At 45.5% G+C, this 16,160-nt stretch carries 17 protein-coding genes; 7 read left to right on the plus strand and 10 right to left on the minus strand.

The genetic code is table 11. From position 1 onward, the window contains the following. Nucleotides 1–167 precede the first annotated feature (167 nt). The 5 genes from gap (at nucleotide 168) to B9J84_RS01125 (ending at nucleotide 4,639) form a co-directional block, all read left to right on the plus strand. Nucleotides 168–1,163 (plus strand): type I glyceraldehyde-3-phosphate dehydrogenase, encoded by a 996-nt coding sequence (gap, locus tag B9J84_RS01105; RefSeq protein ID WP_094123332.1) that lies wholly within the window; start codon nucleotides 168–170, stop codon nucleotides 1,161–1,163. Nucleotides 1,164–1,318: 155 nt separating this feature from the next. Then, nucleotides 1,319–2,203, plus strand: a complete 885-nt coding sequence (locus tag B9J84_RS01110) for a D-hexose-6-phosphate mutarotase (RefSeq protein WP_094123333.1) — start codon at nucleotides 1,319–1,321, stop codon at nucleotides 2,201–2,203. Nucleotides 2,204–2,322: 119 nt separating this feature from the next. After that, nucleotides 2,323–3,144 (plus strand): 23S rRNA (guanine(745)-N(1))-methyltransferase, encoded by an 822-nt coding sequence (gene rlmA, locus B9J84_RS01115; RefSeq protein WP_017044565.1) that lies wholly within the window; start codon nucleotides 2,323–2,325, stop codon nucleotides 3,142–3,144. 70 nt (nucleotides 3,145–3,214) lie between these two features. Continuing rightward, entirely contained in the window at nucleotides 3,215–4,138 is a 924-nt protein-coding gene (locus B9J84_RS01120) for a ChaN family lipoprotein (RefSeq protein WP_217898842.1), read from the plus strand. A gap of 150 nt (nucleotides 4,139–4,288) precedes the next feature. Further along, on the plus strand, nucleotides 4,289–4,639 hold the full coding sequence (locus tag B9J84_RS01125; protein WP_017044563.1) for a hypothetical protein: 351 nt from the start codon (nucleotides 4,289–4,291) through the stop codon (nucleotides 4,637–4,639). 22 nt (nucleotides 4,640–4,661) lie between these two features. Here the strand turns inward: B9J84_RS01125 and B9J84_RS01130 are convergent, their stop codons facing one another. Further along, nucleotides 4,662–5,102 (minus strand): YcgN family cysteine cluster protein, encoded by a 441-nt coding sequence (locus tag B9J84_RS01130; RefSeq protein WP_010317229.1) that lies wholly within the window; start codon nucleotides 5,100–5,102, stop codon nucleotides 4,662–4,664. A 158-nt stretch (nucleotides 5,103–5,260) separates the two neighbouring features. Here B9J84_RS01130 and B9J84_RS01135 point away from each other — a divergent pair, with 158 nt between their 5' ends. Next, the gene (locus tag B9J84_RS01135) at nucleotides 5,261–5,509 is read left to right on the plus strand and encodes a YkgJ family cysteine cluster protein (protein WP_013857235.1); all 249 of its coding nucleotides are present in this window, start codon (nucleotides 5,261–5,263) and stop codon (nucleotides 5,507–5,509) included. Nucleotides 5,510–5,586: 77 nt separating this feature from the next. Here the strand turns inward: B9J84_RS01135 and recR are convergent, their stop codons facing one another. The 6 genes from recR to B9J84_RS01170 all read right to left on the minus strand — a co-directional run bounded on the left by recR (nucleotide 5,587) and on the right by B9J84_RS01170 (nucleotide 11,335). After that, entirely contained in the window at nucleotides 5,587–6,186 is a 600-nt protein-coding gene (recR, locus tag B9J84_RS01140) for a recombination mediator RecR (RefSeq protein WP_094123335.1), read from the minus strand. 51 nt (nucleotides 6,187–6,237) lie between these two features. Further along, nucleotides 6,238–6,567, minus strand: coding sequence for a YbaB/EbfC family nucleoid-associated protein (locus B9J84_RS01145; RefSeq protein ID WP_013857237.1), 330 nt, complete (start codon nucleotides 6,565–6,567; stop codon nucleotides 6,238–6,240). An 82-nt stretch (nucleotides 6,568–6,649) separates the two neighbouring features. Next, nucleotides 6,650–8,794 carry a DNA polymerase III subunit gamma/tau gene (dnaX, locus tag B9J84_RS01150; RefSeq protein WP_094123336.1) on the minus strand — a complete coding sequence of 715 codons (2,145 nt, stop codon included), beginning with the start codon at nucleotides 8,792–8,794 and terminating at the stop codon, nucleotides 6,650–6,652. Between the two features lie 21 nt (nucleotides 8,795–8,815). Then, the gene (gene apt, locus B9J84_RS01155; RefSeq protein ID WP_013857239.1) at nucleotides 8,816–9,361 is read right to left on the minus strand and encodes an adenine phosphoribosyltransferase; all 546 of its coding nucleotides are present in this window, start codon (nucleotides 9,359–9,361) and stop codon (nucleotides 8,816–8,818) included. Nucleotides 9,362–9,518: 157 nt separating this feature from the next. Further along, on the minus strand, nucleotides 9,519–9,884 hold the full coding sequence (locus tag B9J84_RS01160; protein ID WP_094123337.1) for a YbaN family protein: 366 nt from the start codon (nucleotides 9,882–9,884) through the stop codon (nucleotides 9,519–9,521). 332 nt (nucleotides 9,885–10,216) lie between these two features. Next, nucleotides 10,217–11,335: a response regulator gene (locus tag B9J84_RS01170; RefSeq protein ID WP_017044561.1), complete on the minus strand. Its 1,119-nt coding sequence runs from the start codon at nucleotides 11,333–11,335 to the stop codon at nucleotides 10,217–10,219. A 256-nt stretch (nucleotides 11,336–11,591) separates the two neighbouring features. Between B9J84_RS01170 and B9J84_RS01175 the strand changes: the two genes are divergently transcribed. Then, nucleotides 11,592–12,467: a LysR family transcriptional regulator gene (locus B9J84_RS01175; RefSeq protein WP_094123339.1), complete on the plus strand. Its 876-nt coding sequence runs from the start codon at nucleotides 11,592–11,594 to the stop codon at nucleotides 12,465–12,467. A gap of 61 nt (nucleotides 12,468–12,528) precedes the next feature. Here the strand turns inward: B9J84_RS01175 and B9J84_RS01180 are convergent, their stop codons facing one another. The 3 genes from B9J84_RS01180 to B9J84_RS01190 form a co-directional block, all read right to left on the minus strand. Then, nucleotides 12,529–13,077 carry an NAD(P)H nitroreductase gene (locus B9J84_RS01180; RefSeq protein ID WP_047690730.1) on the minus strand — a complete coding sequence of 183 codons (549 nt, stop codon included), beginning with the start codon at nucleotides 13,075–13,077 and terminating at the stop codon, nucleotides 12,529–12,531. Between the two features lie 151 nt (nucleotides 13,078–13,228). Further along, entirely contained in the window at nucleotides 13,229–15,352 is a 2,124-nt protein-coding gene (fadJ, locus tag B9J84_RS01185; RefSeq protein ID WP_094123340.1) for a fatty acid oxidation complex subunit alpha FadJ, read from the minus strand. After that, nucleotides 15,352–16,160, minus strand: an 809-nt coding sequence (locus B9J84_RS01190; RefSeq protein ID WP_094123341.1) for an acetyl-CoA C-acyltransferase, incomplete at its 5' end; no start/stop codon positions are given. The genes B9J84_RS01190 and fadJ, both read right to left, overlap by 1 nt.

The raw sequence follows: 16,160 nt of genomic DNA on the forward strand, positions 1-16,160 counted from the left end.
GTATAAAGTTTAAAATTTAATCACTTACGATTAATTGTGAAAAAAAGCGTCGCTTTTTTTTGACTTTAAACAAGTTAAGTCCGATTATCTGTTGCAGACATTTACTGGATTCTGTAATTTTACTACCAGTTATCTTTAATCAGAAATTAAGTTGTGGAGCAACTATAATGACTATCAAAGTAGGTATTAACGGTTTTGGCCGTATCGGTCGTTTCGTATTCCGTGCAGCGCAAGAGCGCAACGACATCGAAGTTGTAGGTATTAACGACCTTATCGACGTAGATTATATGGCATACATGTTAAAGTATGACTCAACTCATGGCCGTTTCAACGGTACCGTTGAAGTTGAAGCTGGCAACCTAGTTGTAAACGGCAAAACTGTACGTGTAACAGCTGAGCGTAACCCAGAAGATCTAAAATGGGATGCAATCGGTGTTGACGTGGTTGCTGAAGCAACAGGTCTATTCCTAGACGATGCAACCGCTCGTAAGCACATCACTGCTGGCGCGAAAAAAGTTGTTCTAACTGGTCCTTCAAAAGACACGACTCCAATGTTCGTAATGGGTGTTAACCACGCTTCTTACGCTGGTCAAGACATCGTTTCTAACGCTTCTTGTACTACAAACTGCCTAGCACCTATCGCTAAAGTTCTTAACGACAAGTGGGGCATCGAGTCTGGTCTTATGACTACTGTTCACGCAACTACAGCGACTCAAAAAACTGTAGATGGTCCTTCTGCGAAAGACTGGCGTGGTGGTCGTGGTGCTTCTCAAAACATCATCCCATCTTCAACTGGCGCAGCTAAAGCGGTTGGCGTTGTAATCCCAGAACTAAACGGCAAACTGACTGGTATGGCTTTCCGCGTACCTACAGCGAACGTTTCTGTAGTTGACCTAACTGTTAACCTACAAAACCCAGCATCTTACGCAGAAATTTGTGCTGAAATGAAGCGCGCTTCTGAAAACGAATTCGCTGGCGTTCTAGGCTACACTGAAGATGCAGTTGTTTCTCAAGACTTCATCGGCGAAATCAACACATCTGTATTCGATGCTAAAGCTGGTATCGCACTAACTGACAAATTCGTTAAAGTTGTATCTTGGTACGACAACGAAATCGGTTACTCAAACAAAGTTCTAGACCTAATCGCTCACGTTTCTAAATAATCGTAGTGTTTAGCGAAGAAATTCGTTGAGAACAAAAAGGCGGCCATTGTGTCGCCTTTTTAGTATCTGTCCCTTTCATTAATGGGACTGCGTTAGACAATCCGAGCCGTTCCTCACTTATTTATCCGGTAGGAATGGTATGAGGTATCGAATTTATGGATCTGCAATCTCTCCCTACCCTGACTTATCTTTCTGACAACGTCACCATCGTTGAGAAAGAGGGCGTTAAAATTGTTCGCGTTATTCATGACAAAGCGACCGCCGGAATTACACTGCATGGCGGCCATGTCATCTCATTCACTCCTAAAGGACAAGATGAGCTCATTTGGATGAGTGACACGGCCATTTTTGACGGTAAAGCCGCTCTAAGAGGCGGGATCCCTGTTTGTTGGCCATGGTTTGGCCGTATTGCTGCACCAGCCCATGGTTTCGCACGCACCAGTGAATGGGCATTGATTGAACATAGAGAAAACGAGCAGGGCGTCATTATCGTGCTAGGGCTCGACCATTCGCCCCAAACACTGGCTATTTGGCCATTTCAATTCCAAACCCGTCTTTATGTTGAAATCGGTGACAAGTTAAAAGTCACTTTAGAAACGACCAATACGGATGAGAAAGCATGGACGTTTTCTGCAGCGCTGCACAGCTACCTCAAGGTTGGTAATATTACCCAGACCACTACTACAGGTATGGGCGTTGAATATATAGACAGCTTACAAGATGCAAAAATGTGTCAAGGTGGTTCAACACTCATCCTCACCGATACGATTGATCGCATCTATACCGCGCCTGAAGCACAAATTCAGGTCCAAGATCCTGTTCTGAATCGCACGTTAGTGGTTGAAAACTCTGGACACAACTCTGCCGTCTTGTGGAATCCATGGGCTCAAGGCGCTCAATCAATGGCAGATATGCCTGACAATGGTTATCAAACGATGCTGTGTGTTGAATCTACACTGCATGCCCCTTGCTTATCCGCTGGAAAAACCTTGCAACCAGGTGAAAGCCATCAGCTCGTCACAACGGTTTTTTCCAACTAAGCTTTTTTGGCGAATTTTCCGTCATCATACTCATGCTGAGGACAGTGAAATCACGCTGTCCTTTTTATTTCTAGCCGCAGACGCTAAACTGGCGCCTTTGTTTTTCAAGCGAGATCTTCATGGCGTATCTGTGCCCCCTTTGCCAGCAACCTCTGTTGCAACAGCAGCAAATATTGAAATGTGAAAATAATCATCAATTTGATATAGCCAAAGAGGGCTACGTCAATTTGATGCCTGCACATCATAAACGCTCAAAAGATCCGGGTGATAATAAAGAGATGATGCAAGCTCGTCGCCGTTTTCTTGAAGGTGGACATTACGATCTAATGCGTCAGACGGTCGCTCAGTTGTGCAGTAAGTATCTGCAAGATTCTTCTTATCAGTTTTTAGACATCGGCTGCGGCGAAGGTTACTACACCCAATTTGTCGCTCAAACGCTTGCACAACACTCGACACAATCGGTCACCTATGGGTTAGATATCTCTAAAATCGCCGTCCGTTATGCAGCAAAGCGCTACCCTATGGTCAACTTTGTCGTCGCCTCCAGCCACCGCTTGCCCTTTGACGATGCTTCCCTAGCCGGTATATTACGAATTTATGCGCCCTGTAAAGCGCAAGAGCTTTACCGCTGCATTCAAAACCAAGGAGTGGTGATTACCGTTACACCCGCGGCAAGGCACCTCTATCAGTTAAAAGAAGGGATCTATCCTAATGTTCAACTGCATGATGAAACCGCAGAAGAGATAGCTGGGTTTACATTAGTAGAGCAACAAAAACTGCACTACACCATGACATTAAGCGGTAACGATGCTTTTGATTTATTACAGATGACGCCATTTGCATGGCGGGCCAGTGATGAGCTAAGAGCGCAATTAAAGCAAGCTGAGCAATTTAATTGTGAGGCCGATTTTATGATCAGCGTTTATCGCAAAGTTAGTTGATAATAATTCTCATTATATTGCAAATCGACAGTGTCTAAAGTATTATGCCAAATTCAAAATGGAGACCCTCATGCGCTTAGTTACTTCTCTGGCTCTACTATTACCACTTTTTGGCTGTGCTTCGCACCAGCCGAAACCCATTGCTCACTTCTATGACTACCAATTATCCACCCCTAGCGGCAAACCATTGAATCTCAATTCGCTGCCGAATGAGATAAAAAATGCCGATATCATTTTAGTCGGTGAGTGGCATACACACCCAGCCATTCATCGCTTCCAAACCGAGCTATTGGCACAACTCAGCCGCGAAAACACCCATGTTGCCTTGTCTATGGAACAATTTTCACGCGATGAGCAAGAGATACTGAACCGCTATCTAGCAGGAGAAATCGGCGAACAATACCTTATTTCTCAGACCAGAGCGTGGCCAAACTACCAAAGTGACTACCGCCCACTGGTTGAATTTGCAAAATCACAGCAGTTGGATGTCATTGCCGCTAATGCGCCTAAACCTTTCGTACGTTGTATCGGCAAAGTAGGGATCAAATACCTTGATAAATTAACGCCAGTAGAGCGGGCTCAGGTTGCACACCAAATTGACACCTCAACCTCTCCCTATAAAGCGAAGTTCATGGAATCAATGCACCACGGTTCAAAAGAGCAAACTGAAAAACAGTACGCTGCTCAGGTCGCTTGGGATGAAACGATGGCAGAAAGCATGGTGGATTATTTACAAAACCACCCGACAGCTCAGGTGATGCACATCGCAGGCAAGTTCCACACCGAGCAGGGTTTAGGCACGGCGCATTCTATCCTTCGTCGAAATCCTGATTTAAAGGTTGCCATCATCACGCCCGTAGAGGATACCCAGGCATCGTATCCGGATTTCCAACTCACTGTACTGCCAATTCCTACCGCCTATGTTCAAGCAGAGCATCGCATGCAAGCCTATCAACAGATAAAGAATCGCAACACAGATCTCACTTGCGACTAATTAGCGGCGAATAACGGGCCTACTTATTCTTTTCATATAAAGTAGGCGCGTTTTTTGCTTGTACATACTTCATACAAATTGCGAACTTTTTGCACAAGTTTTTCATAAATCTGTCGATACATTAACTGATGGCATTTATAGGAGAGAAGTATGACACCGGTAGGGACAAGCTCAGCGCAACTGCATTCACTCCAGCAAGTTAAAGCTCAAGCAAATTCTACAGCGGCATCCCCCCCCTCTGCCCCGCTCAAAGTGGAGCAGAATACCGTCACTTTGTCTGATGAAGGCAAAGCCTTGCTCGCAGCGCTGCAACAACTCGACAAAGAGAGTAAGTTAGAAAACAAAGAGAAAACCGTGACAGGCAAAGTGGAGTCATTTGCTCATGGTGCTTTGGGGTTAGATCATCCAGATAAAAAACCAGAAGAAGACGATAGCTCCTATTCCGCAGGGAAATATTTTTCCGCCGCGGCAACAGTAGGAGGTTTGTTACTGCTTCTCTAGTCTTTTAGATTTCTATTGGATATTAATTGCGGTTTGGATGATTGATGATGTGGTCCTCCCAGTCGATAACATCAATCTCATAAACGACTTTGTTGCGAACACTTTCTTGCGCGGCGTGCATCGCCTCTTTGGAGCCGGTAATCAAAGGATGCCATTGCGGCAATGTTTTGCCTTCTGACAGTACACGATAGGCGCACGTATCCGGCAACCAGTTAAATTCATCAATTTTATCACGCGTCAGTTTTAAGCACTCCTCACCAGAATTGAAACGGTTTGGATAATCCTTGCATGAGCAGGTATCGCTGTTTAACCAACTGCAAGCGACATTGGTGTAATAGACCTCATCACTATCTTCATCCATTAACTTGTGTAAGCAGCACTTACCGCATCCATCACAAAGCGACTCCCACTCCGATTCCGTCATTTGTTCTAATTTCTTATTTTGCCAGAATGGTGTGCTCATGAGTCTCTATCTTACTTAACGAATGGGGTGCGTGTTATACCTCCACACCAACCAAAGTTCAAGAATAAAAACGGCTTGTTAATTTAGGAAGCTATTGCTGTACACTTCGGTCACATCTGCTAGGATCGTCACCCTTTTCTTTTTACTGGTACTCAATTATGGAATGCAGACTTGGTTGTGGTGCGTGTTGTATCGCCCCTAGTATTTCTTCCTCCATCCCGGGTATGGAGCAAGGAAAACCAGCAGGTGTACGTTGCATTCAACTTAATGACGCTAATTTGTGCAAGTTATTTGGTAAGCCTGAACGTCCAAAAGTATGCCACGAATTTAAGCCTTGCCCGATGGTCTGTGGCAACACGAACCAAGAAGCTTTGAGCAACATTACCGAACTCGAAAAAATCACTTGATGGCACTGCTTTGTTTGCCTTAATTGATGGCGCCACTCAAAATTGCCCCAGCAGCTAGGGCAATGATTCGAAAGGTGCTACAGCTTTTGTCTGCCAAGCAAAGAGTGTGATAGCGTCGTACCATCAACAAGCTCAAGCTCACCGCCAACAGGCACACCATGAGCAATACGGCTCGCAGAGACTTGATGGGCGCGACATAATTCCGCAATGTAGTGCGCGGTCGCTTCCCCTTCAACGGTTGGGTTAGTGGCAAGAATGACTTCGGCAATGCCACCACGTTGCAAACGGTAATCCAGAGTATCTAAACCAATATCACTCGGGCCGATACCATCTAAAGGTGATAAGTGTCCCATCAGAACAAAATAACGTCCAGAATATTGGCCTGTAGCTTCAATGGCCGCAATATCAGCAGGGCTTTCGACTACACAGAGTTGGCCATGATCCTGCCGCTTAGGGTTGCTACAAATATGACAAGTTTCTTCTTCAGTGAAAGTTCGACATTCACTGCAATGTCCAATTTCTGTCATGGCTTGGCTTAAAGCATCGGCGAGCTGTAAGCCGCCTTTTCTATCGCGCTGTAACAAATGAAAGGCCATACGCTGTGCTGACTTGGGACCCACCCCAGGCAGACAACGCAAGGCCTCCATCAAATGCTCCAGCATATGACTGGTACGCATTAGTAACCTATTTTGTTTGTTAAAAAGGTTGTTTGTTAAAAAAGTCGTTCGTTAAAACGGCATCTTCATACCTGGTGGTAATTGCATACCGCCAGTGACAGAAGCCATTTTTTCTTTTTGAGTCTCTTCCACGCGGCGTGCAGCATCATTGAAAGCGGCGGCAATCAGATCTTCTAGCATCTCTTTGTCGTCTTCCATTAAGCTTTCATCAATCTCTACACGGCGTACGCTGTGGCTACCAGTAATGGTCACTTTTACCAGACCAGCACCAGACTCACCAACCACTTCCATATTCGCAATTTCTTCTTGTAGCTTTTGCATGCGCTCTTGCATTTGTTGGGCTTGCTTCATTAGGTTGCCCATACCGCCTTTACCAAACATGTTTATCTCTCTGGTTGAATTGAGTGTTTCACATAAGGTGGGGTCATAACATATAGATTCAACCCCACACTCGCTTAATTGATTAAATCGGCCGCACACTGTCACGATCAAGTTCCGCATCAAAACGTCGCTTGAAGAACATTACGTGAGGGTCGGCCTCCAAGCTGTTCAATGCTTGCTCTAATTTGAGTTGGTAAAGACGCTCTCTAAGCTCCAATGGAGTCTCACCTTGCTCACCAATTGTCACGCTAAGGTGGCACTCTACAGCTAATCTCTCATTGAGCGCTTCTAACAACTCGCTTTGTGCTTTATCGGTATTAAGATGGGCCTGACTTGGCCGCAGCACTAGCTCAATTGATGAGCCCGATTTGTGGTAGACAGAATTAAGTGCTAATTGTTCCACTAACTTGGCAATATCGAGCTGGTGGATCAGAGCTGCCCACTCATCTTGTTCTATCGATTCTGCAAGTAACTTTTCTGCCATCTCTGGCGTTTTAATATGTTCTAGCGCTTGCTTAATTTGTGTCGGTGTCAGCTCTGTTTTTTGTTGTTCAACCACCACAGGTTGCAGCGTTGGACGCCACTGATAAGGCTCGTTGTCCAAGGTTGGGGCGGCTTCAGGAGCGGATGTTGACAAAGGCGACACTCGAGCTGATTTTCCATGCGAGGCAACACGCTCAAGCACAGATTCAGATTTAGTCGATGCCGCATTAGGCTTTTTTGTCCCGTTGCTCTTTGTTTCATTCACTCCTTTTGCTGGCTGAGCAACTCCTTGGCGCTGTGAACGCAACTGGTGTCGCAGCCCTGCAATCGGTGAGGGACGTGGAGCTGAAGAAGGTGCCGGTGGTTGAGGAACTGGTGCAGGCTCATACGATTCTGGGGCATATTCCATTGCATTGGACATGTCATCATTCATATCCGCATAGCGGTTATCGTAATCTTGAACGATGCCATAATCAGGCTGAGTATCCTCATGCCTTTGTGGCTCATTAACCTGACTGTCCGATACGGGAGCCGCCGACGTTTGCTTAGGTTCAGTTAGAGGCGTTGCCGCTGATGCGGGTTGTAGTGAAGGAGTGCCGTGGCTTGGCACTGCGACATCTGAACTCACTTCAGTGCTGAACGTATTCACCAACGATACCGAAGCAGGACGAAACGCCATCATACGTAGCACAATCATTTCCAGCCCCGTTCGAGCGGTTGGCGAGAGTGCTAAATCTTCACGTCCTTTTAAAGCAATTTGATAATAGAGCTGCACATCTTGTGGGCTCAGTGCTTTGCTAAGCAGTTGCACTTTCTCTGAGTCAGGTTGGGTTTTGTCCAGTGTTGCTGGCAACGCTTGATACATCGCAATACGGTGTAACTGCGCCGAGAGTTGTTGTAGTAATCCATCCCAATCCACACCATTTTGTGCTAAATGTGCAACGCTATCCATCGCCGTTTGAGGCTGTTTACTGCTAATGGCTTGCAGTAAATGGAGTGCTTGATCTGTGTCTAGCGTGCCAAGCATTGGGGCGACTACATCGGCCATCACCTGGTTATTACCTAGTGCAATCGCTTGATCAGTTAAGCTAAGTGCATCACGCATACTGCCATCGGCAGCATGAGCGATCATTCTTAATGCTCTCGCTTCACAAGGGATCTGCTCTGCCGCTAAAACATGCTCAAGCTGATCGTGGATATTTTCAACACTGATCGGCTTAAGATGAAACTGTAAGCAGCGCGATAAAATCGTAACCGGCAGCTTTTGCGGATCTGTCGTAGCGAGCAAGAATTTCACATACTCAGGCGGCTCTTCCAACGTTTTAAGCAAAGCGTTAAAACTGTGGCGCGACAGCATGTGTACTTCATCGATTAAGTACACCTTGAAGCGACCGCGAGCAGGCTTGTACTGCACGTTATCAAGTAATTCGCGCGTATCTTCGACTTTGGTTCGTGATGCCGCATCTATTTCTAAAAGATCAACAAAACGGCCTTGGTCAATCTCTCGGCAAGTATCACATTGGCCACAAGGTGTGGCCGTAATACCTGTTTCACAGTTTAACCCCTTGGCAAACAAGCGACCAATCGTCGTCTTGCCGACACCACGTGTACCGCTGAATAAATACGCATGGTGCAATCTATTTTGGGCCAACGCATTTTCTAGTGCAGTTAAGACATGTGCTTGTCCCACCACCTCATTAAATTTTGTTGGTCGCCATTTTCGCGCTAAGGCAAGATAACTCATGAGTACGTCCAGTTGATTAGCTTAGTGACCTTCAAATTCACAAATACTATAAACGTTCAGGCCCAAACCTTGTAAACGTTTGTCTCCGCCAATTTCAGGCAGGTTGATGACAAAAGCCGCGTGCTCAACTTCACCACCAAGCTGGCGGATCAATTTAGTCGTCGCTTCAATCGTACCACCCGTTGCCAGTAGATCATCCACCACCAGCACTTTATCACCTTGTTTGATCGCATCAACGTGAATTTCTAATGTGTCAGTACCGTATTCCAATTCGTAAGATTGAGCTAACGTTTCGCGTGGTAACTTACCCGGCTTACGTACAGGTACAAACCCCAAACCAAGCTCTAAAGCCAATGGCGCGCCAAATAGGAAACCACGCGCTTCTGTACCCACAACTTTGGTAAAGCCCATGTCTTTATATTTTTCGACTAATAAAGCAATGGTTGCTTGATAGGCTTTTGCATCCTCTAGCAGGCTAGTTACATCACGAAACAAAATGCCAGGTTTTGGGTAGTTAGGGATGCTTTGAATGCTCGATTTGATCAAAGAGATAGTTTCGGTTGTCATAACTTACATTTACTTAGATTGGCTCTTCATTTCTCACGATACATTTACGTATCAGAATGATAGAGCGTGAGCTCTCAGCAACATAGATAAGCCACAATATCTTAGCCGCTGAAAAAACAAACGCCCATTCGAAGAATGGGCACACTTCCCCATAATGCTAGTGATTTTCTTGTTGGTTAGCAACCTGCTCATGAGTGGGAAGTCGAATAAACCAAGTGATCAGGACCACAAGCATAGTAAACAACATAATTTTGAGCCAAAAGTGCGGGACAACCCAGATGGAAAAAATAAAGCTTAGAATAATCCACAAACATCCCCGTTGTTTCACTTGCCGCGAAACAGCGCCATGTTGCTGCCAATTATCCATTATTGGGCCTAGCGTCTGATGTTGATGCAACCAAGCATGAAAACGAGGGCTACTTCGTAAGAAGCAAGCGCTAGCAAGGAGTATGAAAGGTGTTGTGGGGAGTAGCGGTAAGAATATGCCTATCACGCCTAACAGAAGGCAGAGCCCACCAGCCACCGTAAGAAGAAAATGACGAATATTGATGGTGAACTCCCAACGTACTATCCAACTCAGAAAGTTGAATAACCATTAAACACACGGATCCAAGTCAGTATTGCTGGCAATGTAGGGATCGAAAGTACGGCAATAAAGCCTAAAAAATAAAAAATGTTGTAAGGTTCTGTAAAATTCTGCTCTTCCATCATAACTTCTCTAGTGTTGGATGACTCCGTTCGTTTTTGGCACCATAAACAAAGTTAATGTAACGTAAACGAATTGGGTGATTGTTGTTCTAGACGCGAACTATACCTCAAACAAATCACCGCAAACACCGACTAAAGATAAGGTTATTAACTGCTGCCACCTTGGTAAATATTGAGTTTGAAACTACTCGAACCTAAGCGATTAGTTGATAGCTGACAAGTTGAGTTGATCGGTAAATCTTTAGTGATAAAGTTTTTTAAACAGTTCTGCCCAAGGCTAACACCCGCGGCAATATGTTGAGTTAAGTAGCCATTTGACCATTGACTGTCGAGCCCAGCTGGCAGGATAGAGAGTGTACCTTCGCTTAAATCCGCAATACCGAATACCGCGTTGATTGGATTAGCACACTCTGAGCATTCAATACCTTTTTCCAGTATGTCGGCAAGGTCTTTCAGATCGGCACTGAAGCTTTTTAAGTTGCGAAGATAATCGTGAAACAGAGCACGAACGAGCAATGTTGAAGCCACACTATTTTCATAATGGGCATCTGAATCGACCAAGTAAAAGGCAAACTGCCCGTTCATCAACCACGCATAGTCAAATACCAGCGGCATCACATCCGCCGATTGTAAAAGACGGTAACTACACTTCCAACTGCCTTGTGAAGTATCCTTTTCTGGTAATAACGCGTGCAGCAAATCTTTCGCAGTACTAGGGTTTTCTCGTAAATACTCCAGATGCCAATGCAACTCTTGCTCTTCTGGAATATCACCACCATCGTCAACCCGGAACCACTGCGTCGAAAAATCGCGCTGATCAGATAAACGACTGAACGTATCTTCGAGCGTACTTTCTATTGCACTGCTTAAATACTGGTGGTTACCAATCGGTTTAGGAAGAAAATCCTTAACACCAAATCGCAGCACTTTTGCAACATCAGCCATTTCATCAGTTGCAGAGACCACAATCAGTGGCAGCGAGGGATACTCAAGGCTCACCTCTTCAACAAACTCAATGCCATTCAGTACTGGCATTGCTAAGTCACACACAACAAGGTCAGGCTCCGCATCTTTTAACTTGCGCAACCCCTCTAAGCCATTTTCAGCTTCAAGCACTTTATAGCCTTGAGCCGACAAATAACCACTGGTTATTCGCCTAAAAATTGGGTCATCATCAACGAGCATGATCAGTTTTTGCTCGACGTGCTGATTATCTGAAGGTTTTTTCGCCAAGAACTCACTAGCCTGAATGTGAGATTTATACATAATCCTGCCTCACAATGCTTTTAAAAAGCAGTCATTTTATTGTTATAGGATAAATTGATAGGTTACTTTATAAAGTAGTCGCAAAATAAGATTTATACAAATGTTCCACTTTGTAACTCGGTTGCATACTATATATATGGGCTATGTATGGATTGTACGGAATGTTACTTTCGTCAAACAAGTTGATATGACTCAAGATTTGACAAATGATATACGTATAAATTACTCAAATTCGAAAAATAATGTGTCAGGAACAATGAAATTAGATGACCTAAACCTCTTTCGACTGGTTGTCGAAAATGGAAGCTATACCGCAACTTCTCGTAAAACAATGATCCCCGTTGCGACCATTACCCGACGCATTCAAGCATTGGAAGATTCTCTGAATCTTAGGTTGTTGAATCGCCATGCTCGAAAACTTTCGCTGACTGAAGCGGGTGAACGTTTTTTTCAAGAGTGCTCACCGTTGCTGCATCGCTTAGCTGCAACAGCAGAAGAGCTCACCGATGAATGTCGTGGCGCTTCAGGCAAACTAAGAATATCGTCACCATCTAATGTCACGAAACGCATGATGATGCCTATCTTCAATGCCTTCATGATGCAGTACCCAGATATCAACATAGAACTGACCACCAGCAATCAGGCCGATCAACTCGACCCAACCGAATGGGATGTCATTTTTAGAGTTGGCCCTCAACGAGACTCCAGTTTGATTGCGCGAAAAATTAATGAAGTGAAAGATGTGTTAGTCGCAAGCCAAGGGTATTTAGCGAAACACCCTGCACCAACTCATGCCGAAGAGCTCAGCAATCATTCATTATTGAAGGGATATCCTCTAGTAAAATGGCAGTTGACCAACAATAAAGGGGAATGCGTGGTCAATTGTGATACTGGTCGTTTTCAGGCCAACGCTTTAAACGTAGTGCGCAGCGCTTGCTCTGAGGGGCTGGGTATCACCTTAATGCCAGATGTGATGATTAAAGAATTTATCGAAGAAGGCAGCTTAGTCAGAGTACTGGAAGACTGGGTTTCCAACCCTCGTGATATTTATATGCTGTATAACCACAAGGATCATCTACCTGAAAAAGTCAGGCTATTTATTGATTTTGTGATTGCCTATCACATCCACTAGATTTTAGGCCCAGCATTGCTGGGCCATGAGTTATCGCAGCGGCAGATAGTCAATAAACTCGCTATAGAAACTCAATAAATTTACTCAAATCACGTTCAGGCACTTTCATTGGCGTGCACCCTGCAGTTCCTAGGTATAAGAAACCAACGATTTGGTCGTCGCCCTTAGCACCTAATGCTTGCCGAACGTGAGAGTGGAACATCCAGCTTCCCGAACGCCAGAAACCTTGAAAACCTTGGGCTACCGCAGCCATTTGCATCGCTTGTACTGCGCATCCCGCAGAGAGATGCTGTTCAATCGCTGGTACCTTTTCATGCTCCGTTACTTTCGCGATCACTGTGATTACCATGGGTGCTCGAAACGGTGCATTTTTCGCTTTTTCTATCTCAGCATCACTGCCGCTATCCGCTCGCACAGCAGACGCCAAAATACCCGACAACTTTTGCAAACCCGCTCCCTGAGCAATCACGAAACGCCAAGGGGTTAAACCGCCATGATCGGGCGCTCGCAAGCCTGCTCTAATAATATTTTCCAAGACCAGACCTTCAGGTGCAGGCGATGTGAGATTGGCGATTGAACGACGGTTAAGCAGCAACTCTAGTGCATCCATTTCGATTCCTTATTGATGATTTTCCATAATCTTATACCAAACTGAGAATAACTCGCATAAAGAGATGACCTCATTGGCTATAAATGAAAAAAAGCGAGGATATTCCCTCGCCTAATTTAAGCAAACATATGAATGAAAACAGCCGAGATGACTACGGATAAAAACGTGCTTCAACCCCAGCGCGAGTCAGTAGCCCATCACAAGGAGCGAACTTATCGCCATACTTCTCAGCATGTTGATTCATCATTTCCACTAATTTCTTGATACCAATTTGGTCTATGTAACGGAATGGGCCGCCCAAAAACGGCGGGAAACCGATACCGAAAATCGCACCAATATCGCCATCTCGCGCACAACGAATTACGCCCTCATCCAAACAACGTACGGCTTCATTCAGCATAAGTAGCACGCTACGCAGCGCGATCTCCTTATCACTCTGTTTGGCATCTGGCTTTATTTTCAGCAATTTATAGATAGATTTGTCGATTTCTTTTTTCTTACCTTTATAGGTATAGAATCCCTTACCACTTTTACGCCCTTTGCGATTGTCATTGAGCAGCAAATCAAATACGTCTGGTCCTTGAAAACGTGGGCCGAGTTCTTGCACTAGAATTGGCATGATTTTCGAGCCAACATCAATGCCCACTTCGTCCAATAACGTGATAGGGCCGACTGGGAAACCGAAATCGAGCAAAGCCGTATCTATCTTTTCAATCGACTCACCCGCCATCAGGATCTGCGCCGCTTCATTCATGTAAGGTGCAAGGATACGGTTAACATAAAAACCAGCGCAATCTTTGACCACAATCGGCGTTTTGCCCTGTTTTTTCGCCAAGGCCACCACTGTGGCTATCGTCTCTTGCGATGTGGTTTGATGAGGGATCACTTCCACCAGAGGCATTTTTTCAACAGGACTGAAATAGTGCAATCCAATCACATTCTCTGGACGCGCCGCCTTCGCTGCAATTTTCTGGATTGGAAGCGAGGAAGTATTCGTCGCAAAAATGGTGCTGGTTTTGGCATTCGCTTCAACATCAGCCACCATTTGCTGCTTAAGCGTGAGATCTTCAAATACCGCTTCAATGACAACGTCGATATGCTGATAACTGGTAAAATCAATCCCGCCAGACAATTGCGCCATTTTTGTCTGCATCTGCGCTTTGGATAAAATGCGACGCTTGCGCTGTTTATCGAATAATTTGTAGTTGTAATTGAGCGCGTTTAATACTCCATCATTCGAAACATCTTTGATTCGTACGGGAACCTTGGCTTTTGCAACGCTAACATGGCTGATCCCTGCCCCCATTAAACCACCGCCCAATACGCCGATATGTTTCACGGTTTGAGGTTTTGCGTCGCTGCCCGTCTCTTTTTTCATTTCGGTGGTGGCAAAGAAAATCGAGCGCAGTGCTTTGGATTCCGAGCTCATCACCAAATCACCAAATCGCTTCGCTTCAAGCTCTAACCCGGCTTTCAAACCACGATCTAAACCGTGGCGAATCACCTCTAAAATCGCGTCTGCAGCTGGGTAATTACCTCGTGTTTTTTGCTTAGTCTTTTTAGCGGCCTGATCAAAAATTAATTTGCGACCAAGCTGCGTATGAGAAATTAATTTCTCTTTGGCCGACGTATTGGCCTGATGACGTTTTTTCCCAGAATTATCGAGCACATACTTCTTGGCCACATCCAGCAAGATAGTCTCTGCTACGCAAGCATCAATAACACCCAGCTGTTTTGCTTTTTTTGCGCGCAGCTGTTTACCCGTCAAAATCAAGTCGAGAGAAGGTAACAAACCAATCAAACGCGGCAACCGCTGCGTTCCACCGGAGCCTGGTAGCAAGCCTAATTGCACTTCGGGCAACCCCAAACGCGTGATATCCGCGTCGCTGCACACCCGGTAGTGACAAGCCAGCGCCAGCTCTAAACCACCACCTAAGCATGGGCCATGAATCGCGGCAACCACTGGGAATGGCAAATCCGATAAGGTTTGAAACATCTCCTGACCTTGCTTGGCCAATGCTTGTGCTTCGCTGGCCGATTGGCAAGCGTTCAGCATACGGACATCCGCTCCAGCAATGAAATTATCTGGCTTAAGCGAGTGAATCACCATCCCCTTTAGGCTGGTTTTTTGAGCCTCCAAGGTCGCAAAAACCTCTTGCATCTCTTGGGCAAACGCCGCTTGTAGCGTATTCATTTTTTCGCCGGGAACATCAATCGCCAGCCACGCAATATTTTGTTCATCAATTGTTAAATGAAAAGCTCTCTCTGTGCTCATTATTCAACCTCCAAAATCATTGCCGCGCCCAAACCACCCGCTGCACAAGCGGTATTCAGCCCTAAACCACCACCACGTCGTTTTAGTTCACGCAGTGTTTGTGTGATCATGCGCGCACCCGTCGCCGCAAAGGGGTGACCATACGCAATAGAACCACCTAGCACATTAAATTTATCCATATCAATTTCGCCAATCGCTTTTGCTCGACCAAGATGTTCCTGTGCAAACTTATCACTGGCGAACATTTTCATATTAGAGAGGGTTTGCGCGGCAAACGCTTCATGCATGTCAATCAATGTGAGATCGGAAAGCTCAATACCTGCACGTTGTAAGGCTAACGGTGTCGCATAAGACGGCCCCATTAACATATCGTGTTCAACACCAATCGCTGAAAAAGCGTAAGAACGGATATAACCCATAATCTCCAAACCAAGCTCTTTAGCACGGCCTTCGCGCATTAAAAGAATAGCGGCAGCGCCATCGGTGAGTGGTGTGCTGTTGGCGGCCGTCACGCTACCATATTGCCTATCAAACGCTGGACGTAACTTGGCATAACCTTCCAGAGTCGAGTCATGACGAATATTGTTATCTTCAGCGATCCACTTTTTATAGGGCTCTGGGAATGCCGTCATGACTTCGCCTTGGATTTTGCCCTCTTTCCAAGCTTGTGAAGCTAGAGAGTGAGAACGATGTGCCAAAGCATCTTGATCCAGTCGGCTTATGTGATGAGATTTTGCCATCTGCTCAGCCGTTTGCCCCATCGAAAGGCCCGTTGAATATTCAGCGACCGCGGGGGGGACTGGCATTA

This window comes from Vibrio sp. V03_P4A6T147, assembly GCF_002241085.1.
Classification (GTDB): Bacteria; Pseudomonadota; Gammaproteobacteria; order Enterobacterales; family Vibrionaceae; genus Vibrio; species Vibrio anguillarum.